The 21,115-nt window shown below is 59.7% G+C and carries 24 protein-coding genes and 1 pseudogene; 1 reads left to right on the top strand and 24 read right to left on the bottom strand.

Annotated features, from left to right (window positions below; genetic code table 11):
* Positions 1 to 102: 102 nt before the first annotated feature.
* The 4 genes from JJE47_12785 to JJE47_12770 are packed head-to-tail and all read right to left on the bottom strand — an operon-like array spanning position 103 to position 3,475.
* Complete coding sequence (locus JJE47_12785; protein MBK5268301.1) at positions 103 to 1,689, bottom strand: hypothetical protein; 1,587 nt, start codon at positions 1,687 to 1,689, stop codon at positions 103 to 105.
* Positions 1,690 to 2,529 (bottom strand): NAD(+)/NADH kinase, encoded by an 840-nt coding sequence (locus JJE47_12780; GenBank protein MBK5268300.1) that lies wholly within the window; start codon positions 2,527 to 2,529, stop codon positions 1,690 to 1,692.
* On the bottom strand, positions 2,526 to 3,257 hold the full coding sequence (locus JJE47_12775; protein ID MBK5268299.1) for a TlyA family RNA methyltransferase: 732 nt from the start codon (positions 3,255 to 3,257) through the stop codon (positions 2,526 to 2,528). The genes JJE47_12780 and JJE47_12775 overlap by 4 nt, the downstream gene beginning before the upstream one ends.
* Positions 3,254 to 3,475, bottom strand: coding sequence for a hypothetical protein (locus tag JJE47_12770; protein MBK5268298.1), 222 nt, complete (start codon positions 3,473 to 3,475; stop codon positions 3,254 to 3,256). The genes JJE47_12775 and JJE47_12770 overlap by 4 nt, the downstream gene beginning before the upstream one ends.
* A gap of 39 nt (positions 3,476 to 3,514) precedes the next feature.
* On the opposite strand from JJE47_12770, the gene JJE47_12765 reads away from it, so the two are divergent.
* On the top strand, positions 3,515 to 4,234 hold the full coding sequence (locus JJE47_12765; protein MBK5268297.1) for a rhomboid family intramembrane serine protease: 720 nt from the start codon (positions 3,515 to 3,517) through the stop codon (positions 4,232 to 4,234).
* Here JJE47_12765 and JJE47_12760 read toward each other — a convergent pair.
* From JJE47_12760 to JJE47_12665, 20 genes and pseudogenes are all read right to left on the bottom strand, one after another.
* The gene (locus JJE47_12760) at positions 4,172 to 4,981 is read right to left on the bottom strand and encodes an HAD-IIA family hydrolase (GenBank protein MBK5268296.1); all 810 of its coding nucleotides are present in this window, start codon (positions 4,979 to 4,981) and stop codon (positions 4,172 to 4,174) included. The two genes, JJE47_12765 and JJE47_12760, sit on opposite strands and share 63 nt — an antisense overlap.
* Entirely contained in the window at positions 4,978 to 6,303 is a 1,326-nt protein-coding gene (locus JJE47_12755; protein ID MBK5268295.1) for a M20/M25/M40 family metallo-hydrolase, read from the bottom strand. Before JJE47_12755 ends, JJE47_12760 begins: the two co-directional genes overlap by 4 nt.
* On the bottom strand, positions 6,296 to 6,670 hold the full coding sequence (locus tag JJE47_12750) for a hypothetical protein (protein MBK5268294.1): 375 nt from the start codon (positions 6,668 to 6,670) through the stop codon (positions 6,296 to 6,298). The genes JJE47_12755 and JJE47_12750 overlap by 8 nt, the downstream gene beginning before the upstream one ends.
* Complete coding sequence (locus JJE47_12745; GenBank protein MBK5268293.1) at positions 6,667 to 7,065, bottom strand: NUDIX hydrolase; 399 nt, start codon at positions 7,063 to 7,065, stop codon at positions 6,667 to 6,669. The genes JJE47_12750 and JJE47_12745 overlap by 4 nt, the downstream gene beginning before the upstream one ends.
* Positions 7,052 to 7,525, bottom strand: coding sequence for a hypothetical protein (locus JJE47_12740; protein MBK5268292.1), 474 nt, complete (start codon positions 7,523 to 7,525; stop codon positions 7,052 to 7,054). The genes JJE47_12745 and JJE47_12740 overlap by 14 nt, the downstream gene beginning before the upstream one ends.
* Positions 7,526 to 7,535: 10 nt before the next feature.
* Positions 7,536 to 8,255: pseudogene (locus tag JJE47_12735) on the bottom strand (polyprenol monophosphomannose synthase).
* Between the two features lie 4 nt (positions 8,256 to 8,259).
* Positions 8,260 to 8,748, bottom strand: a complete 489-nt coding sequence (locus JJE47_12730; protein MBK5268291.1) for a DUF4193 family protein — start codon at positions 8,746 to 8,748, stop codon at positions 8,260 to 8,262.
* 86 nt (positions 8,749 to 8,834) lie between these two features.
* Complete coding sequence (locus tag JJE47_12725) at positions 8,835 to 9,722, bottom strand: YegS/Rv2252/BmrU family lipid kinase (protein ID MBK5268290.1); 888 nt, start codon at positions 9,720 to 9,722, stop codon at positions 8,835 to 8,837.
* Complete coding sequence (locus JJE47_12720) at positions 9,719 to 12,205, bottom strand: DEAD/DEAH box helicase (protein ID MBK5268289.1); 2,487 nt, start codon at positions 12,203 to 12,205, stop codon at positions 9,719 to 9,721. Before JJE47_12720 ends, JJE47_12725 begins: the two co-directional genes overlap by 4 nt.
* A complete protein-coding gene (tatC, locus tag JJE47_12715) occupies positions 12,202 to 12,915 on the bottom strand; it encodes a twin-arginine translocase subunit TatC (GenBank protein ID MBK5268288.1) in 714 nt (237 codons plus the stop codon). The genes JJE47_12720 and tatC overlap by 4 nt, the downstream gene beginning before the upstream one ends.
* The gene (gene tatB / locus JJE47_12710; protein MBK5268287.1) at positions 12,912 to 13,430 is read right to left on the bottom strand and encodes a twin-arginine translocase subunit TatB; all 519 of its coding nucleotides are present in this window, start codon (positions 13,428 to 13,430) and stop codon (positions 12,912 to 12,914) included. The genes tatC and tatB overlap by 4 nt, the downstream gene beginning before the upstream one ends.
* 106 nt (positions 13,431 to 13,536) lie before the next feature.
* Complete coding sequence (locus JJE47_12705; protein ID MBK5268286.1) at positions 13,537 to 13,833, bottom strand: hypothetical protein; 297 nt, start codon at positions 13,831 to 13,833, stop codon at positions 13,537 to 13,539.
* An 87-nt stretch (positions 13,834 to 13,920) separates the two neighbouring features.
* The gene (locus JJE47_12700) at positions 13,921 to 14,853 is read right to left on the bottom strand and encodes a WYL domain-containing protein (protein ID MBK5268285.1); all 933 of its coding nucleotides are present in this window, start codon (positions 14,851 to 14,853) and stop codon (positions 13,921 to 13,923) included.
* Positions 14,850 to 15,764: a WYL domain-containing protein gene (locus JJE47_12695; protein MBK5268284.1), complete on the bottom strand. Its 915-nt coding sequence runs from the start codon at positions 15,762 to 15,764 to the stop codon at positions 14,850 to 14,852. The genes JJE47_12700 and JJE47_12695 overlap by 4 nt, the downstream gene beginning before the upstream one ends.
* Before the next feature lie 18 nt (positions 15,765 to 15,782).
* Entirely contained in the window at positions 15,783 to 17,138 is a 1,356-nt protein-coding gene (gene pafA / locus JJE47_12690) for a Pup--protein ligase (protein ID MBK5268283.1), read from the bottom strand.
* 82 nt (positions 17,139 to 17,220) lie between these two features.
* Positions 17,221 to 17,889: a proteasome subunit alpha gene (gene prcA, locus JJE47_12685; protein MBK5268282.1), complete on the bottom strand. Its 669-nt coding sequence runs from the start codon at positions 17,887 to 17,889 to the stop codon at positions 17,221 to 17,223.
* Entirely contained in the window at positions 17,886 to 18,677 is a 792-nt protein-coding gene (gene prcB / locus JJE47_12680) for a proteasome subunit beta (protein MBK5268281.1), read from the bottom strand. Before prcB ends, prcA begins: the two co-directional genes overlap by 4 nt.
* Positions 18,674 to 18,865 carry a ubiquitin-like protein Pup gene (locus JJE47_12675; GenBank protein ID MBK5268280.1) on the bottom strand — a complete coding sequence of 64 codons (192 nt, stop codon included), beginning with the start codon at positions 18,863 to 18,865 and terminating at the stop codon, positions 18,674 to 18,676. Before JJE47_12675 ends, prcB begins: the two co-directional genes overlap by 4 nt.
* 1 nt (position 18,866) lies before the next feature.
* Positions 18,867 to 20,318, bottom strand: coding sequence for a proteasome accessory factor PafA2 (locus JJE47_12670; GenBank protein ID MBK5268279.1), 1,452 nt, complete (start codon positions 20,316 to 20,318; stop codon positions 18,867 to 18,869).
* 14 nt (positions 20,319 to 20,332) lie between these two features.
* The coding region (locus tag JJE47_12665; GenBank protein MBK5268278.1) for an AAA family ATPase at positions 20,333 to 21,115 on the bottom strand (783 nt) is incomplete at its 5' end.

Genomic DNA, 21,115 nt, shown 5'->3' with positions numbered 1-21,115 from the left:
GTCAACTGGGTTGAACTCACTGTCACTTCCGGTCACCTCCTGACTGTTCCACCACATCCGACTCCGTCCCCGGGCCCACAGCCGATTCGGCATACCAAAGCACTAGCGACGCCGGGCCGTGGCGACGAGTTCTGCGGCGTGATCCCGACCTTGCTGCGAATCGTCAAGACCGGCAAGCATTCGGGCGATCTCATCAATACGGGCGTCGCCCTCGACGAGGCGCACGTCGGCCCGTTCCATGGTCCGCTCGACGACATAGTGAGTATCGGCAAACGCGGCCACTTGCGGCAGGTGGGTAACCACGAATACTTGCCGGTCGGCGGCGAGTCCGGCCAGTTTCCTCCCGAGCGCCAGCGCGGTTCGTCCCCCAACCCCGGCATCGATCTCGTCGAAGACCACCACGGGAGCCTGGCCGACGCCGCCGGCCAGTCGCAAAGCCAATACGAGTCTGGACAGTTCACCACCTGAGGCCACCTTGTTCACAGGTCCCGGGGTTAGCCGATCGTCAGAGGCGAAGAGGAGGGTCAGGTGCGATCCACCGGTCACCCGCAGAGCGCGAGGTTCAAACGTGACGGACAAGTGCGGAGTTGCGAATCCAAGCTCGTTCAGATGCCCCTTGGCTGTATCGCACAGGTACCTGGCGGCCGCCTGTCGTGCTTCCCGAAGGGCCCCGGCCGCCGCCACGGCCGCAGACTCGGCTCGCTCCAGATCGACGGCGAACGTGGCGACAGCTTCCAGACTGGCCGTCAGATCGGCGGCTCGGGCCTGGGCAGCCACCCCGTATGCGAGGATTTCGTCCAACGAATCGCCATACTTGCGCCGGAGGTCCCCAAGCAGCGCCATCCGCGCCTCCTGAGCCTCCAGCCGTTCGGGATCATGATCGACCGATTCCATCGCCTGACGGATAGTCAGAATGAGATCAGCGACCTCGGCCGCGACTCCATCCGTGCGATCTCCCATAATGGCTAGTTCATCGTCGAGTCGTCCGACTCGACGCAGAGCCTCTACCGCCGTCGCGACCTCCTCGGCTCCCCGATCGAAGGCACGGTGGGCGGCAGATAGGTGCTCGGTGAGCTCGACCGAGTTCCGCCGCCGGGCCAGATCCTTGTGGAGCTCGTCATCTTCCCCAAGGCGAAACCCCGACGCTTCGATCTCCCCGGCTTCGTATGCGGCCAGGTCCCTGGCGCGCTCAATACTTCGAATGTCACCCTGGAGGGCGCTCGAACGAACGTCGACAAGCTCCTGCCAGGCTCTCTGGTACTGGGCTAGCCGCTCGACACCAGCGGCATCGAGGAGTCGGTCAACCAGTGCCAGGACCGAGGCCTCTTTACCGATCGCCAGATGATCATGCTGAGCGACCATCTCGACCAGGTCCATACCTTGGTCGGCCAGGACTTTGAGTGGCACCATCTCACCGTTCGTATAGGCACGGCTCCGACCCTCGACCAACCGTCGGGAAACCACCAACTCTTCCCCACCAACCAGAAAACGTCCTTCGACCTTGGCCTCGTCGGAGTACGGACCGATCAGACCGGCCCGGGTCGGATCACCAATGAGGAGACCCACTGCTCCGGCCAACAATGTCTTCCCGGTACCGGTTTCTCCCGTGATGACCACCAGGCCGGGACCAGGTTCGATGCGGGCGTTCTCGATGACGCCAAGATTTGTGACGGCCAGCTCTTCAATCATTCAGAAACTCGCTCCATCCAGACCTTCATACAGCTTCAGTTTGGACTTGACGGTCTGGAGATATGACCGCTTGCCAAGACTGATGAACCGGGCCCGCTGCGAGCCCCGTTCGACCACCACAGACTCGTCGGGGGCGAGTGTCCCGATGTGAACGCCGTCGGCCGACACACCGGCCGGTCGATCAAGCGTCACGGTGCAGACAATTCGTGCGGTGGGAGGCAAACACAGGGTTCTTGAGAACAGCGAATAGGGCGCAACGGGGGTGACGATGATCGTGTCGATAAGAGGATCAACGATCGGTCCACCCGCAGAGAGGTTGTATGCGGTTGAACCCGTGGGCGTTGCGAACACCAGACCGTCGGCCCGATAGGTCAAGAAGCGCTCGTCGTCGATGTGCAATTCAAGCGAAACCAGTTGCTGACTTTTGATCTTCTCCACGACGATATCGTTGAGGCCAACCCCGGATTGCTTGCCGCCGATGGTCGCCGAAAGCGTCATCCGCGAGGTTTCAGACCACGAACGGTCGGCGATCATATCGATGACGGCGGAGAGGTCATCTGTCTCGGCCTCGGCCAGGAAGCCGACCCGCCCGGTGTTCACACCAAGAACGGGAAGGTCGTTTGGCACCCCGTACCGTATTGCTTCGAGCACGGTTCCATCTCCACCAACCGCAATGACGACGTCACAGTCGGCCATCTCCCGTGGTTCGAGGAGTTCGCCCGAACCGTGTTCAGGGACTGCGCCCACCGACAGTCCTTTTCGGGCGGCCATTCGGGACAGGGCGTCGACGGTCTCCGAGGCGCGTTCGCTGTTTGAGCGCATAACGACACCAATTCTCATGACTTCTTCCTCATCCAGACAAAGAACTCTTGATTGCCGTCGCCGCCAACCACTGGCGACTCTACCGCCTGATGAAGGTGCCAGCCGAGCATCGTGAATTCGGCTACCACCGCTTCAATCGCCCGCTGGTGCAACTCGGGGTCGGTGACCAGACCGGTTCGGCCAACATGGTCCTTGCCGACCTCGAACTGCGGCTTAACGAGCAGCACCAGATCGGCATCGTCCGAAGCGACGTTCGTGATTCCTTGAGCAACCAGCGTGAGGCTAATAAAGGACAGATCGGCAACTACCACGGTAAAACGTTCACCGAAATCACCGACTTCCAGATAGCGGGCGTTGATTCCCTCATGATTCTCTACCCGGGTATCTGCCACCAGCCGTTGATCCAACTGGTCGTGACCCACGTCAATCGCGACAACCTCGGCGGCTCCGCCAGCCAGGAGCTGCTGGGTGAACCCGCCGGTCGATGCTCCGATGTCTATGCATCGCTTACCGGCGACCAAAATGCCAAAGGCGTCCAGCGCTCCTCGCAGTTTGGCCCCGCCCCGACCAACCAGATCGGCATCTCGAACGGCGATATCGACCCCGGTCGGGATCTTGCGGGCGGCCTTGTCTGCCAACAATCCGTCGACTGTGACGTGACCATCTTCGATCAGACGCGCGGCCTGCGAGCGCGTGGTGACGATCCCTAACTCGACCATGACGATATCAAGGCGGCGCCAGGTCACCGATCAGACAACTGAGCCCGCAACCGGGCCGCCACCTGATCGGCCAACTCCGGAGCTTCCGCAGCGTCCATCCCAGCGAGTACCTCGATCGCCAATTCAATTGACGCATCAGCTTCGATCTCTGATCCGGGTATTGACGAAGGGTCGGAAAGATCGTCCGCCGGCAGATCGAGTTGTGTATCGTCGACCGTCTCACTCAAAGGTTCTTGTGTATCCATGGATGCCATTATCGCTGACAACTGTGACAGGAAGTTGCATTGATCCCCCTCCGCGACCAGAACCCCGGAATCCGGTTCCCGGCGATCACCGTGGCTCTCATTCTCACGGCGGTCGCCATCTACTATTTCGTCCAGTTGCCACTGGGAGATTCGGCATTCTTCGAGTACGCCACCATCCCCTGCGAGTTCTCGGGTGGTGGTCCGGTGTCGCTTCACGAACTCACCACTGGAGTCTGCGATACCTACCAAGAACCGGGACTTTTCGACGACAAGGCAATCCTCCTCAGCCTGATCTCTTCGATCTTTCTCCACGGTGGGTTTGCCCACCTCCTTGGCAACATGTGGTCACTGTGGATATTCGGAAACAACGTCGAAGACGCCTTCGGCCGCCTCCGCTACGTCGTCTTGTACCTAGCCGGAGGCGTGGTGGCGGGACTGGCTCACATTGCGATCAATCCGGGCTCGACCATCCCGGTCGTTGGTGCTTCCGGCGCCATTGCCGCAGTCATGGGTGCCTACATCGTCCTGTTCCCCAGGGCCCGCATTACCACCTGGGCGGTTCTGGTACCTCTGTCGGTTCCGGCCTGGGTCTTCCTGAGCATGTGGTTCGGTAGCCAGTTCTGGATTGCCGGATCATCCCCTGACGTGGCCTGGGAAGCTCACGTCGCCGGGTTCGTATTCGGGCTGGTTGTCGCGTTAGTGATGCGGCGCGGGCTCATCAACAGACTGGCCAATCAGGCGTTCCAATTCGTCCGGTAGGTCGGCAATCGAGTCGATGACCAGGTCGGGAGTCCACCTGGCAGGGACGTCTGCCGCAGAATCGACCACACCGGTGAGGACAAGCACGCTGCGCCAACCGGCTGTCTTGGCCATCGCCAGGTCAGTACTCGGACGATCGCCGATCATCCAGATATCGGTGTGCGACCCGATCCGCTCAGCGATGAGATCGATCATCGCCACATCTGGTTTGCCGGTCGCTATTGGGTCAACCCCCGAGGCCACTCTGACGAGCTCGACGATGGCACCGGCTCCGGGCCATTGGCCGTCCGGCATGGGATAGGAGGGGTCCAGATTGGTCGCAATGAACCGGGCACCGTTTCGAATGGCCAGGGTGGCGTCACGCACGGTGTCATAGTGGAGATCGAGATCGAGCCCAACCACGACAACATCAGCGCTCCAGGGATCGCTGACGATCTCGATCCCCTCAGTGGTGACCGCATACCGAACACCACTTCCACCGACCACCAACGCCTTGGTTACGCCGAGCGTGCCAGCCAACCGCGCCGCGGCCATGGCCGACGTGACCACTTGTTGAGGTTGTGCTTCATACCCGGTGATCCGCCGAATCTTGTCGGCCGCCTCCTCAGGAGTGCGAAGCGACGAATTGGTGGCAAACCAGATCTCATGGCCGGATCGTTCGCACCTCTCGAGCGCCTGTCGGGCCCCCGGAATAGGCTCATCTCCCAGATAAACCACGCCATCGAGGTCGACGACGAGGGCGCTCATCGGGTCCGGTGCTCGAACGCCGCCAACACGTCGGTGAGGAACTTGACCGTGAGGTGCATCGAATCAACCGAAACTCGTTCGTCGTGTCCGTGAAACATGGTCAGGAATTCAGGAAACGACACACGGTCACAAAACAGGCCCGCGCCGTATGCCGCCGCGCCTCGCTCTCTCCAGAAACGTGCATCAGTCGAAGCGGGCGTCAGAGTCGGGGCTGCTTTACGTTCACCGAGGGTCAGCTCGTAGGCATCGAGTAGCGACTCCCAAAGGCGACCTTCCGGCTTCGATGAGTTGGCCGGAGAAGTTCTGACCAGTTCGACGTCGATGGCCTCGGCATCGCCCCCGAGAATCTTGGCGAGATGACTGCGGACCGTATCCTCATCCTGCCCTGGCAACAATCGTGCATCAACCGATGCGACAGCCTCGTCGGGGATGACGTTGGCCTTCGCTCCAGCATTGAGCACGGTTGGCGTCATCGTCAAATGGGTGCAGGCGTGCACGTACCTTGCGAAATATGGATCGGTCACGGCGAGCTCATCGATCATTTCGTCGATCTGATCAGGATCAACCAGAGCCTCCTTCTGCCGTGACGGCAAACCGAGGGTAGCGACGAAGTGTCGCCAATCATCGGAAATCGAGACCGGGGTCGCCGAATCTGCCACCGCCACCACCGCCCTGGCCAACGGGATCAACGCGTTATCTGCGCCATAGGGTTGACTGCCGTGTCCAGGGGTACCCGACGCTCGTAGCTGGTGCCAGAACGGCCCTTTCTCCCCCACATTGATCGTCGGAATGGGACCGCCTTCACCGTCTATCGCCGGATACGCAATTTCGGTGAGCATGAACTCGGCTCTAACCGTTTCCCAGTGCTCCTCGACAAGGTAATCGGCGCCGTAGGTACCGCCGTTTTCTTCATCGGCTACTGCGAGAAATAGAAGATCGCCTTGCGGGGGTGGTCCGTCCATGCGGTCGCGAAAAACGGCGGCCATGGCGGCGGTGAGGTTAAGCATGTCGACTGCTCCCCGGCCCCAGACAAATCCGTCATCGATATCACCGCCAAAAGGGTTGTGCGTCCACCCGTCGGCTGAAACCGGTACCACGTCGAGATGGCCCATCAACATGAGCCGCGGGGCTCGGGGGTCCTGACCCGGTATTCGGTATAAGACGTTCTGGCGTCCCGGGTGGGGTTCGAACACTTGCCCGATCTCGCCAAAGAATTCCGCCAGGGTCTGCACGGATCGAACTTCCTGGCCGGAATCGGGAGTGCCGTCGTTCACGCAGGCATTGGTGATAAATGCCTGTAAGAGCTCTACGGCGTCACGCATCGTCTGAGGCCCCCAGGAGCGACTCTTTCCACGAACGGAACCTGTGGTGGGTTTGTCCGTCGGCCCCGATCCCGGTCCCGGTCTTTCCCGATAGCCGGAAGCGATATTGCTCGGCCAGGTTGTCCCGGCCAACGGCCAGGTACCAGGCCTCGCCGACTGGAGGGCCCGCCCTCCAGAGCAAGAACCTGCCAATCCGACGCTTATATTCGGTCGGCTCGCCGATCTCAGCGCCAAGTGACAACAGCGACGTCGGGGCTTCGATCCAGCCTTCTCCAGGAATCCGAAAGGTGCGTTGCGGAGTGTCGGGTAGTTCGGCCGTATGGAAATGCTCGATCGTGAACGGTCGCTCGTGTACAGGCAGGCTCATGGCCGGACCAGGTCGATCAGTTCACCCATCGTCGGTGTCAAGGTGAAATCGTCGAGTTCGTCAAAGCGGATCCAGCGAGCGTCGGCTGCGTCATCTCCGGCCCGCAATTCACCCCCGACCACCGTGCCGACAAAATCGATGAGTATGTAATGGTCTTCGCCACTCATCGCCTCCCCGGTCCATACGACAGCGCCCAAGTCGACATCCAGCCCGGTCTCTTCGCGAACTTCCCGCCGGGCGGCATCTCGCATTCGTTCGCCGAAATGGACTTTCCCGCCCGGGACCGCCCAATAGCCCTCATACGGTGCCCGGGACCTCCGCACAAGCAGGATTCGGTTACCGTCAACACAGGCGACCCCCACTCCGGGGATCGGGTAGCGCTTAGCCCCGGTCATCGTGATGCATGACTATGGACCTGGCTGAAAAGCCCCCGGCCTCGAAGAAATTCTTTACGAGCCGATGGCCAGGCAATACATGGGCATCGAACCTTGTCAAACCACGGGATCGCAGTTCTGCCAAAGCGAGATCTCGCATCGCTTCTGCCACCCCCACCTCACGTGCCGGCAGTTCAGTGAAGATGAACCGGATCGCGCCGATGAGGGAACCGTCCACCAGTTGCTCGACCGTTGCGATCAAAAACCCGAATGGGAGTCCGTCGATCTCACCGACCACCACGAGGGACTCGTTCGACTCGATCAGGGACACGAACGCGTCAGCCACCGGGTCCGGTAAGGCATCGGCGCGCTTCCACATGGCGTGGAGAGCGTCCATCTCGGATTCCAACTCCGCGTACAATCGCCCGAGTTGAGGAACGTCATCCAACCTGGCGAAACGGGCAGTTACCGAAACAGTCACCGTCGAGAGGCTAGCCGACCCTGGTCTGGTTGCCGGCGCTCAATCTTCTTGCCAAACCCCACCTGGTGACCAGCCACATTGCCTCGACAACGATTGGCAAGCCCATCTTTGAGGTCCCGAAGCGTCGATCCCGAAAGAGGATCGGGATCTCGGCAATCGTGAGTCCGGCTTGTCGCGCCCGGCGAGTCATCTCAACCTGAAAACCGTAACCGGAGGCCTCGGCACTACCAACTCCCAATCCGTGGAGCTTGGGAGCCCGCCACGCCCGGAATCCGGCCGTACAGTCGTGGACCTTGAGTCCGAGCATGACGTTGGCATACCGATTCCCGCCAATGGAAAGCCACCGCCGATGCATCGGCCAATCCGGGGTCGCCCCACCCGGAACATACCGGGATCCGATCGCCAGGTCGGCCCCATTGCGGATGGCGGCGACCAGGCGAGGCAGGTCATGTGGATCATGGGAGAAGTCGGCATCGATCTGACAAATGATCGAGACGGTCTCATCGCGAGCCAACTGGTCAAAGGCGTCGGCGTAGGCCCGACCGAGTCCTTGTTTGCCAGGTCGATGAAGGACCTGCACGGCACCATCAGCCAGGCGATCGGCAATCTCACCGGTTCCGTCAGGGGAGTTGTCGTCGGCGATCAGCACCCGGAACCCATGACTACGGATAGCCGCGATCATCGCCCCGAGGTTCTCCGCCTCGTTGTAGGTGGGAACAACGACTACGACAGATTCAGCTGGCGCAGTCGTTGCACACCAACTTGCGTTTCGAAGCCAACTGCGAGGTGCGCTTCACCATGAAGCATACCGAGCACTGAAACTCGTCCGCCCGCCTCTCCTGGGCTCCCTCGACGTTGAGCGACAATTCCTCACGTCGAATATTGCGAAGCTCCTCGACTTCGTCGACGGCCAGTTCGGCCGCTACCTCCTCTTCGAGGAGTTCCAGTTCTTCAGCTTCGAGTTCCTCAAGGGCCTCGGTCTCTTCTGCTCCGTCGTCATCGTCATCGTCATCGTCATCGTCGTCGATCACTATCTTCGTGAGCAGGTCATCGCCAACTTCGGGGATGACGTCGTCATCGTCATCATCGACTTCAAGGAGCACGACGTCGTCGAGGTCATCGTCAATATCGGCATCGTCGAGGTCGTCGTCGTCGAGGTCGGCATCGTCGGGATCCGGTTCGATGTCTTCATCGAGACCGTCGTCGAGGGTTTGGTCAGACATGTTCTAAAGCTCCGTGAGGTTGATTCGGGGGCGGGAGTATACCCACATGATCAATGAAACAATTCCGCTGCGGGCGATCCTATTCCCTAGAGCCGCAAGAAGAGCCTGTTCTGCTCGACCCATCCGGTCACCGGCGTCCGACCTATCACGTCACCATCGACCTCAAACGGCCAGGGAACGGCCGTCTTCAGCGAGAACGTCCCGGTCCGAATCCGTGTGACCTTCGGGTGGCCAAGGTGCAGGCCCCGCTTGACCTGCGGGAACAGCTGAAGTGCCTCCCACCGCTTGGCGTGAATAACCTGGGCGTCGAGGATCCCGTCCATCAGGGCGGCTTTTGGTGCCACGTTGAACCCGCCACCAAAGAACTGACCGTTGGCGAACAGAGCCAGCAACGCTTCACCATCATACGTCCGGCGATCGGTAACGAGTTCGATATGAGTCGAAGTGAACCTCGGCAGGGTTGCCCAAAAGGCCACCTGATACTTGAGCCGTCCCATCGACTTTGGCAGTTTGGCGGCTGCCTCGACACTCGCCGCCAGCAACCCGGCCTGGGCAACGTTGACGTAGGCTCTTGTGCCCCACTCCCCCTTCACGAACCCGACGTCGATCGGGTAGTCGTTTTGACCGACCAGGTGGTGGACGGCTCCCTCGATACTCTGGGCAATGGCGAACGGTCGGGCAAAGTCAGACCCCGTGCCGGCCGGCAAAACGGCAAGGACCGGCGCGATTGGCAGATCAAGCTTCATCAACTCGTCGACCACGAGGCTTATGGTTCCGTCACCGCCAACGACGGCAATATGGCGGCGACCGGCCGCAATGGAGGTCCGCACCGACGCTCGCATTTCGGCTTCGCCGATCGGTGCTTCGACGGTCGCGTCGAGATCAAGGTGGGTGATGGCGAGATGAACCCGGTCGTTCAGGTCGCCCTTGCGGCCTGAACGAGGATTCACCAAAACGGTCCACTGGTCTGTCACGACACTCCCTGGGCAGCCACGACTCCCCGATCGAGTTTGGACAGCGCCTCATTCACGACTCTGGCCAGGTGCGGAGCGCCATCTCGTATCTGGCGCAGCTGATCGATAAGTTGGCGAACCTGCCGGACGAAGTCTCCCGGCGCCATCGTCAGCCCGTCGAGGATCTCGTCGAGTTCCAACCCTTGTGCCCAGTGGTAGGCGGCTTCCAGGAATCCGAATTCCGGCGGCGGACTCAGCCTCACACCAAATGTCTCCTCGATAAACGTCAAGTGTTCGGCCAGTCGGGAGAGATTGGCTGCGAACTCGTCTAGTGCCAGAGGAACTGGCACGGCCTCGTCGGTGGCACGCGGTTCGTACATGAAGGCCGAGGCGGCCGCGGCCAAATCAGCAGAGCTCAAACCATCCAGAAGCCCGGTTCGGATCGACTCTGCCACGAGCAGATCCCGTGATCCATAGATGGTTCTCAGCCGCTCACCGTCAGCGGTCAGGTTCCAGTCAGTAACATATCCCAACTCGCCAAGCACTGAGAGGATTGATCGAAACTCGTGGACCAATGAACGACGATCGGCGCCGCCCGCTTTGTCGATCTTGCGCTGCAACTTGAGGGCTCTACGCGCTTCGCTGACGTGATCATCGGCGTCTTCACACTCCGCCACCGGGTGATCGACGTCCGCAGCAAGAGTTCGCCGGGCTGAGGACTGAAACGACCGGAGTCGCTGGGTGGCCTGTTGCTGGAATTTTCGATCCGACGGTCGGAATGGTCCGGTGAAATCCAATTGGCCAAGCAAGATCGCCCCTGCCAGTTCGGAGCCAGTCATATTTCGGACCTTGCCACCTGACGACAATGCCACGACCGACTCCCCCTTGCCATCACCCGCCGACAACAGCAGGTAGCGACCCTGGCGGCCGCCCCGCCGCACCTCGAACACATCCCCGGCTCGCATAGCCTCGGTCATGGCTGGAACATGAGAGTCCAGCGCTTCGAGGTAGCTCCACACATCGCCCTTGTCGCAGGCAGCCAGAAATCGGGCCTGCTCCACGTCGCGCCGCAAGGTAATGAGTCGTTCTTCGTTTTCCGCCACCTGCCCGTGGAGTTGGAACTGGGCGAAGGAGGCCTCCAGCAGGAGTTCGGCATTGGATTGGTCGTAATTGGCAACAAGATTGACCGCCATGTTGTACGTCGGTCGAAAGCTCGAAACGAGCCGGGTGGCGCCCCGACCGACAATCTCGGCCATTCGTTCGAAGCGCACGAACCGGGAATACAGCGAGATACCGTAGCCAACCTCGTCTATGCCCCGGCGGCCCGCTCGCCCGGTGAGCTGGGTGTAGTCGGAGGCAGTGAGCATTTCATGAGACTCTCCGTTGTACTTGGTGATCGATTCGATGACCACGCTTCGTGCCGGCATGTTGATGCCGAGCGCAAGCGTTTCCGTGGCACACACCACCTTGAGCAGGCCGCCCTCGAACAACCGTTCAACGGTCTCCTTGAAGGCAGGAACCAGGCCGGCATGGTGAGCACCCACCCCCCGTTCAAGGTCGGCCAACCACCGACCGAATCCAAGGGTGTCCAAGTCCTCGGGTTCGAGATGATCGGTTGCCTCCAGGGCAATCTGGCGAATCCTCAGCCGTTCATCCGACGCTGTCAGGTCCAATGCCGAACCGGCAATCATGTGAGCTGCTGCCTCGCACCCGGCGCGGGAGAAAATGAACATGATCGTCGGAAGCATCGAACGACGAGCAAGTTCTTCAACCACCTCGACCCGACGCGGAGTTGCGAAGCGGCGTCTCTTTCCAGTTTTGGCTGCCAGCAAATGTTGGATGCGTGGATTCGGTCGGTCCTTTACGAAAAGATCGAACATCTGCACCGGTGGCTTGGACCACAGGTCGGTGATCATGTACATCGGCTCCAGAGGGACCGGTCGGTTGGTTTCGACCACCAATCGAGTGGGTCCCCTTCGGGCCCTGATCCAGTCTGTGAATTCCTCTGGATTGGCCACGGTGGCAGACAGACACACAAACTGAATGTGATCGGGACCGTGAATGATCACTTCTTCCCAGACCGATCCCCTCGATATATCGGCGAGATAGTGAACCTCATCGAGGATGACGACGCCCACCTCTGAGAGTCGATCATCGCCCCCGTAGATCATGTTTCGAAACACCTCAGTGGTCATGACGACGATATCGGCATCACCGTTGATTGAATTGTCACCGGTCAGAAGGCCGACCCGGTGCTCCCCGTGTTCCTTCGAAAGGTCGGCAAACTTCTGGTTGGACAGCGCCTTGATGGGAGTCGTGTAGAACGATCGCTGGCCGCGCTTGAGTGCCAGAAAGATCGCACCGTCGGCGACCAGGGTCTTACCGGCACCGGTTGGTGCGGTAACGACGACCGACTCTCCAGTCTCAATCGCCCCGATTGCTTCGCGCTGGAATGGGTCGGCGACGAAGCCCAACTGCTGAAAAAACTCGTCCCCCCAGGTCACTTTCTGAGGATATGTTTGATCAGCAGCAACGTGATCTCATACATGAGATACAACGGCACTGCGAGCAGAAGCATCGTGAACGGATCACCGGTCGGTGTGGCGCCCGCCGCGACGACGCTGATAGCCAACACGGCCCATCTACGAACGTGGCTGAGCTGGGCAGATGTAACGAGTCCGACCGCGCCCGCCGCGAACAGGAAGACCGGGTATTCGAACGCCAGACCAAAAACGAGCAGGAACCGGACCACAAAGGACAGATACTCACTGACAGTCAGCGACAAGTCGGTGTTGAGTACACCGTTCAGAAACAACAGGCTCCGGGGAAGGATGAGATAGGCGAAACCAACTCCAGCCAGGAACAAGGTGACCAGTGCCGAAACGATCGGGACCGCCCAGCGGCGTTCTTTGGAGGTGAGGCCCGGTGACACAAACCCCCACACCTGCCACATAACTACCGGGCTCGCCAGTAGGAAGCCCCCGAATCCCGCCAACCGCATCGCCGAGCCGAACTGCTCGGTGGGGGTGATCGTCTGGAGCGTCTCGGCGGGAAACGCTTCGAGGAACGGATCCCTCAGCAAATCAAGCAGCTGGTTCCGCCACGTCCATGCGACGATTGCCCCGATCAGCAGAGCTACCGACCCCTTGACGAGACGCGATCGGAGCTCGTCAAGATGGCCGAGCATGGACATACGCTTCTCTTCGGAGGTCATGCCTCGTCGCCCGGATCCGGTTCGGTCCCATCAGATTCAGTCCGACCAGGTTCGGCCGCTACGGACGGCCCTAATCCGTCCTGGTCCCGAAGGTCCGCTTCGTTCTTTGCGGAGCGCTTGGGTGATATCTCCGGCTCGGCATCAGTCGGCGCCCCGTCGGTGATACCATGGATCTTCTTGAAATCTTCGGCAGCATCGGCTGCCGTCGGACCGTGGTCGGTAACCGGCCCTGTCCAATCAAGTGGCTTCAGTTCGCCCGACACGGACCCGAGTTCATCTCTGATCTCCTTGAGTGGGTTGGATATTTCGGAGGCAAGCCCCTTGAGATCGGACTGAACGTCCCCCAACTCCGAGATTTCACGTTCCAGTCCAACTCGAAAATCGGTAGCCATGGCCCGGGCTTCGCGCATCCAGCCACCGATTTTGTGGGCCAGGTCGGGCAAGTTTCGTGGGCCAACCACCACCAGCGCGATCACGGCAATTATTATCCACTCACCAAAGTTGATATCAGGCATCGGACATCATGGTAGATGGTCTTACGTACATGAATGCTTCTCACCAAAAAACATTGACGCCCCACAAAACGGGGCGTCAATGACGGGCCTGGGGAAAGAAGACCGGCTAGGTCGTGGACGTTATCAAGCTGATGAAATCAACGTCTTTGCCGAGGGCTTCGGCGAACCGGGCTATCTCGGTCTCGGTGATTTGATCCGACCGGACAACTTCGTAGGGAACACCAGTGGCAAGCAACACGCTGACAACCCTGGCGTTGGCGGGGCGGCGTTGGACTTGCTGACAGGTCGGGCATGCGAAACGATAAGTGCCACTGTCTTCCGCCGGATCCAGCTCAAGAGCCAGGTCTGAGGGCTGAAGTTTTACGTCGCCGCATCGGCTACATGTTGATTTGATCGTCGTCATGGCTTCTTCTCCGCAGACCGTTTCAGTTGAATCTGTTATCGGCGGGAGAGCCTCCAAACTGAAGAAAAATCCGTGGGAAATCGTGCCCTAGAGAGTAACGTCGACGCCGTACCTACGAAGGATGAGGCTCCGATGCTCATCGAGTCGCTGTCGCACTTCGTCTCCCTCTAGAAGCTCCGCACTGTTCCCCAGCCGCAGGAGCAAACGCGCCGCGACCGCAGGATCTGAAGCTGAGAACACAACAACGTCCGGTGACAAATCTTCGACCGGGTAGTACTCGGCAACCCACCTGGCGGTCGGACTCAGCCGGATGACCGCCCGAACATCATCCTCAGAGGGTGTGTACCTGACCTCCGGTGGTGGGACATCGACCGGAGGATCGAACGTTTCATCGGTAGCCTGGGCTTCCCTGACCCGGTCGATGCGAAAAACTCGCTCGGCGGCGGCGCTCCTACAAAAACCGGACATATACCAGTTACCCAGTGACGAGAACACGGTCCAGGGTTCAACCAGGCGCTTAGTCGTCGCCCCCGAGCCCAGCGCGGTATAGGTGAGATCAACGACGACATGTTCACGAGCGGCCGTCCGGAACAGGTCGAGCAACGCGGGCTCGGCGCCTGCCAGATCGACGAATAGCGCGTCATCAACGGCGGGAGCAACCACAGCCGCCAGCTTCTCCACGGCTCGCTCAAGGGCCGGCGGGGCCTGGCCGGTGCTCGTCAGTGCCATCCCCGAGGCCAGCAGTGTCAAGGCCTCGGGAGGGTTGAGTCGCAGAGGTCGCGAGAAGTAGTCGGCCATATCTACGATCACTTCGTCGTCTTCGATGTAGGCCTCCATGAGGTCGCCTGGCCCGTAACCTGGCAAACCGCACACGAACACCAGCTCCAGGTCCGCGACCAGCTCGCGGCGGGTATACCCGAATCGAGTTTGTACCTCGGTGACCGTGGTGCCCGGATTGGCAATAACCCAGGGCAGCATCGAGAGAATCCTCGTCAATCGTTTGACCGTCTTGTCGCTCATCCTCGCACCAGCTCAACGAGCTGAGTCCGGAGCTCGGGAGGGCCGATGATCTCGGCTTCGTCCACGAACCCGATCATCCAGCCGATGAAGGCACCTGTGTTGGCCACCGGTAGGTGGGCGACCAGACCGCCGTCGGCCTCGGTAACCCGTGTGGCGCCGGCGGGGAGTTGGCGATCCGCCCACCATGCCACATTGGCATCGAAACGCACTACTGCCACGACGTCCTCATCACCCGCTTCCCAGGGGGCGGTCGGTATAGAAGTCTTGATATCGAAGCCGGCGGGCCGCTCGAATACTTCGGACTCCTGACCGGCTGCGAATCCCTCCCCACGGTCCACCCGGAAGGCGCGCGGCTCGCCACCGGCTTCGCCGACCACATACCAGTGGCCGTGCCGATGAATCAGCCCGTACGGCTTGATCTCGCGAGGTTTGTCGCGGTATCCAAATCGAAGGACCCGATGTTCGGCAACCGCCGTAAAGATGATCGCCAGATCGTCGGCGGACAGGCCCAGATCGGCTGCGAGCGGTTCACCAGCTGCCGGCATGGGAGCCCCTCCCAGCTTGAACATCGCATCGGCACCGGTCGATTGACCACCTAATCGGACCACCTGAGCGGCCAACCAGAGCGCCGCCCGTTCTTCATCGGTCAATCCCGGATCTGGTAGCTCGTAATCGCGCGGAGGGACGACGTAGCCTTGCTCGACCTCCCACACGTCGGTGAATGTGAGGGTGAGGGGAATGCCCATCGAACGGAGCAAATCCTTGTCACGCTCGAACATCCGGTGAAAGGCCACATCGTTGTGCCGGTCATAGCCGGCCACCGTCTCACGGATGTCTTCGGCGGTGACGGGACGGCCGGCTGTCAGAAGAAAGGCCAGCAGGTTGAGGAGTCGTTCAATGACATTCTTCATGCGGACCCAAATGTAGCTCTAAAGACCGGCGATGAGTTTTTCAACCCGCTCGTCCACCGATTTGAAAGGGTCCTTACACAACACGGTCCGTTGCGCCTGATCATTGAGCTTCAAATGAACCCAATCCACGGTGAAGTCCCGCTTTTTGGCTTTCGCCGCCTTGATGAACTCTCCGCGAAGTCGGGCTCTCGTGGTTTGGGGTGGACTCACCATGGCGGTAGCCACCGCCGCGTCGGTCACGATGCGGTCGACATATCCTCGCCGTTGCATGATGTAATACAGTCCCCGTTGCCGGTTCACGTCGTGATAACTGAGGTCGAGCAGTGCCAGTTTGGGATCCGAACGATTGAGATCCCATTTCGCCTGATACTTCTCGATCAAGTGATATTTGGTGACCCAGTCGACTTCCCTGCTCAGGCTCAACGGGTCCTTTTCAATGCTCGTGAGCAGGTACTCCCACATTTCGACGGCCTTCTGTACTTCGGGGGGGAAACCGGTGGTGCGCGCATACCGCAGGGTTCGATCGAGATACTCCCACTGGATGTCGAGGGCGGACAGCTCACGGCCATTTCGGAGCCGCACCCGTCGACGGCAAGTGATGTCATGACTGATCTCTCGGATCGACCGGATGGGATTTTCAAGGGAGACGTCTCGAAACACGACGTTGTCCTCAATCATCTGCAACAGCGCCGCGGTTGTACCGATCTTCACGTAGTTCACGTACTCGGACATGTTTGAGTCACCGGCGATGACGTGGAGCCGACGATATTTCTCTGCGTCAGCGTGCGGTTCGTCGCGCGTATTGATGATTGGCCGGCTACGGGTGGTTGCCGACGAGACCCCTTCCCAGATGTGTTCGGCTCGCTGGGCCATGGAATACACCGGTCCCTTGGCAGTTTGAAGCAGCTTGCCGGCGCCGGAAAAGATCTGCCTCGTCACGAAAAAGGGTATGAGCGTGTCGACCATCTTCTGGAACTCTCCGTGGCGTGACACGAGATAGTTTTCGTGGCACCCGTACGAGTTGCCCGCCGAATCCGTATTGTTCTTGAAAAGGTAGATCTCGCCGCGAATCCCCTCTTCGGCCAACCGATCTTCGGCCGACTCGACCAAACCTTCAAGAATGCGTTCGCCGGCCTTGTCTTGGGCGACGACGGACAGGAGGGAGTCACACTCAGGGGTGGCGTATTCGGGGTGGCTGCCGACGTCCAGATACAATCGGGCACCATTCTCCAGGAACACATTGGATGAGCGTCCCCAGCTGACCACCCGTCTGAACAGGTAACGGGCAACCTCGTCAGGACTCAGACGACGTTGACCGCGCAAGACGCAGGTGACCCCGTATTCGTTTTCTATGCCAAAGATCCGGCGTTCCACCCGGTCACCCTAGTGCCCGGAGTACCCATTGTATGGATAGAATCTCGTTGGCCGGCGCCCCAGATCGACACGCCCCGCTGAGCTACTTCTGGGCGATGAAGGCTTCGATTTCTTCGGATGTGAGTTTTCGAAAGGTCCGCCGATGCCCATTGCGTTCGAGTACGGCACCTTCCCAGCCTTCGACTTCACCTTCAAATGCGCCCGCCGCCACCTTGATCGCTTTGGTAAGGGTCAACCCTGGCCGATAGGCGGCCGATAGACGCTCGGACAGCTCGTCTGAATTACCGCCGATGGCCGCAAATCCGGTTTGGTCGTAGAGGGTGCCGTCGTACAGCACCCGATACATCCGGTTGGGTTCGTCACCTACACCGAGCTCGGCGACGAGTAGCTCGACCTCGAACGGTTTGACCTCGTGGGTAAAGATATTGCCAAGTGTCTGGGCAAAGGCGTTGACCAGGCTCTTGGCGGAGACGTCAGCGCGCGAGTACATGTAGCCCTTGACGTCGGCGTGGCGAATCCCGGCCACCCGCAATAGTTCGAATTCATTGAATTTTCCCACGCCTGCAAAAGCGATTCGGTCGTAGATCTCGGAGATCTTGTGCAACGTCCCAGAAGGATTCTCAGCCAGAAGCAATATGCCCGTGTCGTATTCAAGGGCCGCGATCGAACGGCCCCTCGCAATGCCTTTGCGAGCAAAGTCGGCTCGATCCTTGACCAGTTGCTCCGGCGGAACATAAAACGGCATCGTCATCGGACTACCTCCAGAGCCGCCTCGGCAACCGGGGCGATGACTTCGTCTGATAGTTCGACGAGACCATCAACGTCGATGCGAATGACATTGGGATAGATACCCCGCCGGACATCCGGCCCACTCGTGGCCACGTCCTGCTCGGCCGCCGCTACCAGGGATTTGATGGCCACCGAAAGGCCTTCCTCCGCGCCCATCGTCGGGTCGAAATGGGAGCGCAAATATGAGCGAGCCTCTTTGGCCCCTGATCCGCTAGCCCCGAAGTCATCCTCTTCATATCGACCTCCGACCACGTCAAAGGTAAATAGCCGACCCGAGCCGGTGGTGTGGTCGAATCCGCAGAACAACGGCACCACCACCAATCCCTGAAAGGCCATCGGTAACTGCTGGCGCACGAGCCGGGCGAGAAAGTTAGCCCGGCCTTCCAGGCTCAATCTCGTGCCTTCGAGCTTCTCGTAGTGCTCAAGCTCCGTTTGGAAGAGGCGTACGAGCTCGATCGCCAGGCCCGCAGTGCCAGAGATCGCCACTGCCGAAAAGTCGTCTGACGGAAAAACCTTCTTCATGCGACGATGGGCAACGCTGTAGCCCTCGGTCGCCTGACGATCTCCAACCATGTACACACCGTCGGCATAGCGAACCACCAGAACCGTGGTGGCGTCGGCCAGCGACAGCTTGGAGGCGTCACCGAGAAGGACATCCCAGGTCGGGGCAAGACCAGCCGCCAGCAGTACCTCAGCGAACCCGGCCGGCGGCTCCGTTACGCCTCCAGCCAGTGCTCTGGGTTGGGTCATTCCCCGCCCTTCTGAACATAGTTCTTGACCATTTCTTCGGCGTTTTCCTCAAGTACGGAGTCTATTTCGTCAAGCAGGTCATCAGTGATCTCGACAGATTCCCTGGCCGAAGACTCGATCTCAGCGACCTTGGCCTCGATCGCCTCATCAGACGAGCGACGGGGCCTTTGCTGTTCTTGTTCTGACATCTCAATGTCCTCCTAGACCCTGAATGAGTTCCTGGACGCTGTCGGATTCGTCAATGAGACTACCAACCAGCGCCTTTGTTCCTCGCAGCGGTTCCATCATAGGCACACGTTTGAGGTTGGCTTCAGCCGAGTCAAACACCAGCGAATCCCAGTTGGCTGCGACGACCTTCTCGCCATATTTGGTAACGCACTTGCCTCGAAAGTAGGCCCGCGTTTCGGATGGCGGCTCGGAAGCAGCCTCCATGACCTGATTGTCTGTGAAGAGCCGTCTGATGGTGCCCCGGTTCTGTAGGCGCCGGAACAAGCTCTTGTCCGGATCAACATCGTGATACTGAAGGTTGATCAATGCCAAACGAGGATCATCCCAGGCTGCTCCCCGACCGACGTAGCCTTCCATGAGAGCCTTTTTCGCGACCCAGTCGAGCCGATCTGCCGTCTTGGCCGGGTCTGTCTCGAGGTCATCGAGCAGCGACCGCCATTCGACAAGCAGTTGAGTGGTGACGGGACTATCGGTGGCCTGTTCGGCGTATTTGGCCAACCAGTCGAAATAGCGGTTCTGCATGTCCAAGGCGGTCATGGAAGATCCGTCGACGAGCCGGTAGCTCTTCGTCATCTCAAGGTCATGGCTGACGTTCCAGCAAGCCCCAACCGGGTCTTCCAACTCGAGCGCTTCGGGCAGGAATCCATCCTCAAGGGCCGCCAAAAACAGTGCGGTCGAGCCGAGCTTCACGAAGGTTTGAACTTCTGACAGGGTCGCGTCACCGATGATGACGTGGAGGCGCCGATACTTCTCGGCATCTCCGTGCGGTTCGTCCCTTGTGTTGATGATGGGCCGTTTGAGGGTCGTTTCGAGGCCCACCCTCTCTTCGAAGAAGTCAGCCCGCTGGGTAATCTGATACGTAACCTCAGGTCGATCATTCTCCGAACCGAGCTTGCCCGCTCCGGTCAAGGGTTGGCGTGACACCAGGAAACCCGTGAGGTAATCGACGATCTGACCAAACGGTATCTGGCGACTCACCAGATAGTTCTCGTGGGCCCCGTAACTGTTGCCCTTACTGTCGGAGTTGTTCTTGTAGATACCCACGATCTCGCCGGTTCGAACGAGCAGACCGGCATTGGCCGCCGCCTGGGCCATGACATACTCACCCGCCTTGTCATACAGTGCGGCAGACAGCGGATCGGCGCATTCGGGGCCGGAGTACTCGGGATGAGCGTGATCAACATACAACCGGGCGCCGTTGCCGAGAACGAAATTTACGACTCCGGAGTCGTAATCGCCGGACGTGTCAACCCCAAAACCGCGTAGGTCGCGACCGGGAGACTCCTCTTCGAATGACCATTGAACGCGCGTGCCAGACCCGCGATAACTGTTGATGACCAGACCTGATGCCAACGCAGGGTTGAAGTCAGGCGAGTTCCTGATGGTTATACCGAATTCCGTTTCGGTGCCGATCACCGTGGCCATGGCTACAGGTATTGTCCCGTCGTCATACCGTCGATCGACCGGGACTTCGTCTCACCCTTGAGCAACGTCCTGACATAGACGATGCGTTCGCCCTTCTTGCCAGAGATCTTGGCCCAATCATCGGGATTCGTTGTATTTGGCAGGTCTTCCTGCTCATGGAACTCCTGGATGAGCGCCGAAGAGAGGTCTTCGAGCCGGATGCCCTGAGCACCGCCGGCGATTTGCCGCTTGATGGCATCTTTCTTGGCTCGCCGGACAATGTTCTCGATCATGGCACCGCTCGAAAAATCTTTGAAGTACAGAACCTCACGGTCTCCGTTGGCATAGGTCACTTCAAGGAATCTGTTGGCGTCTTGTGTCGAGTACATCTGATCCACTGCCGAATCAATGATGCCGTCGACATAGCAGCCAGGATCACCGCCAGATGCCGCTAGTTCATCCTCGTCGTACGGAAGATCGTCGGTGAGATAGATCTTAAAGATCTGTCTGGCCGCGACTTCATCGGGTCGACTGATCTTGATCTTCACGTCCAATCGACCTGGTCGCAGAATGGCCGGGTCGATGAGGTCTTCCCGGTTCGAAGCACCGATGACAATGACATTCTTCAGGGCCTCTACACCGTCGAGCTCTGACAGAAGCTGTGGGACGATCGTCGACTCGACATCGGAGCTGACGCCCGTGCCACGGGTTCGGAACAGCGAGTCCATTTCATCGAAAAAGACGATAACCGGCACACCTTCGTCCGACTTTTCCTTGGCTCGCTGGAAGATAAGCCGAATTTGGCG

This window comes from Acidimicrobiia bacterium (genome assembly GCA_016650365.1).
Lineage (GTDB): Bacteria > Actinomycetota > Acidimicrobiia > Spongiisociales > JAENVV01 > JAENVV01.
This window is presented reverse-complemented; position numbering and strand designations above follow the sequence as displayed.

Excerpts from the sequence above, each read along its gene's own strand:
- JJE47_12785 (MBK5268301.1), bottom strand. The coding sequence starts at position 1,689 with ATGATTGAAGAGCTGGCCGTCACAAATCTTGGCGTCATCGAGAACGCC.
- JJE47_12780 (MBK5268300.1), bottom strand. The coding sequence starts at position 2,529 with ATGAGAATTGGTGTCGTTATGCGCTCAAACAGCGAACGCGCCTCGGAG.
- JJE47_12770 (MBK5268298.1), bottom strand. The coding sequence starts at position 3,475 with ATGGATACACAAGAACCTTTGAGTGAGACGGTCGACGATACACAACTC.
- JJE47_12760 (MBK5268296.1), bottom strand. The coding sequence starts at position 4,981 with ATGAGCGCCCTCGTCGTCGACCTCGATGGCGTGGTTTATCTGGGAGAT.
- JJE47_12755 (MBK5268295.1), bottom strand. The coding sequence starts at position 6,303 with ATGCGTGACGCCGTAGAGCTCTTACAGGCATTTATCACCAATGCCTGC.
- JJE47_12750 (MBK5268294.1), bottom strand. The coding sequence starts at position 6,670 with ATGAGCCTGCCTGTACACGAGCGACCGTTCACGATCGAGCATTTCCAT.
- JJE47_12745 (MBK5268293.1), bottom strand. The coding sequence starts at position 7,065 with ATGACCGGGGCTAAGCGCTACCCGATCCCCGGAGTGGGGGTCGCCTGT.
- JJE47_12730 (MBK5268291.1), bottom strand. The coding sequence starts at position 8,748 with ATGTCTGACCAAACCCTCGACGACGGTCTCGATGAAGACATCGAACCG.
- tatC (MBK5268288.1), bottom strand. The coding sequence starts at position 12,915 with ATGACCTCCGAAGAGAAGCGTATGTCCATGCTCGGCCATCTTGACGAG.
- tatB (MBK5268287.1), bottom strand. The coding sequence starts at position 13,430 with ATGCCTGATATCAACTTTGGTGAGTGGATAATAATTGCCGTGATCGCG.
- JJE47_12705 (MBK5268286.1), bottom strand. The coding sequence starts at position 13,833 with ATGACGACGATCAAATCAACATGTAGCCGATGCGGCGACGTAAAACTT.
- JJE47_12700 (MBK5268285.1), bottom strand. The coding sequence starts at position 14,853 with ATGAGCGACAAGACGGTCAAACGATTGACGAGGATTCTCTCGATGCTG.
- JJE47_12695 (MBK5268284.1), bottom strand. The coding sequence starts at position 15,764 with ATGAAGAATGTCATTGAACGACTCCTCAACCTGCTGGCCTTTCTTCTG.
- prcA (MBK5268282.1), bottom strand. The coding sequence starts at position 17,889 with ATGACGATGCCGTTTTATGTTCCGCCGGAGCAACTGGTCAAGGATCGA.
- prcB (MBK5268281.1), bottom strand. The coding sequence starts at position 18,677 with ATGACCCAACCCAGAGCACTGGCTGGAGGCGTAACGGAGCCGCCGGCC.
- JJE47_12675 (MBK5268280.1), bottom strand. The coding sequence starts at position 18,865 with ATGTCAGAACAAGAACAGCAAAGGCCCCGTCGCTCGTCTGATGAGGCG.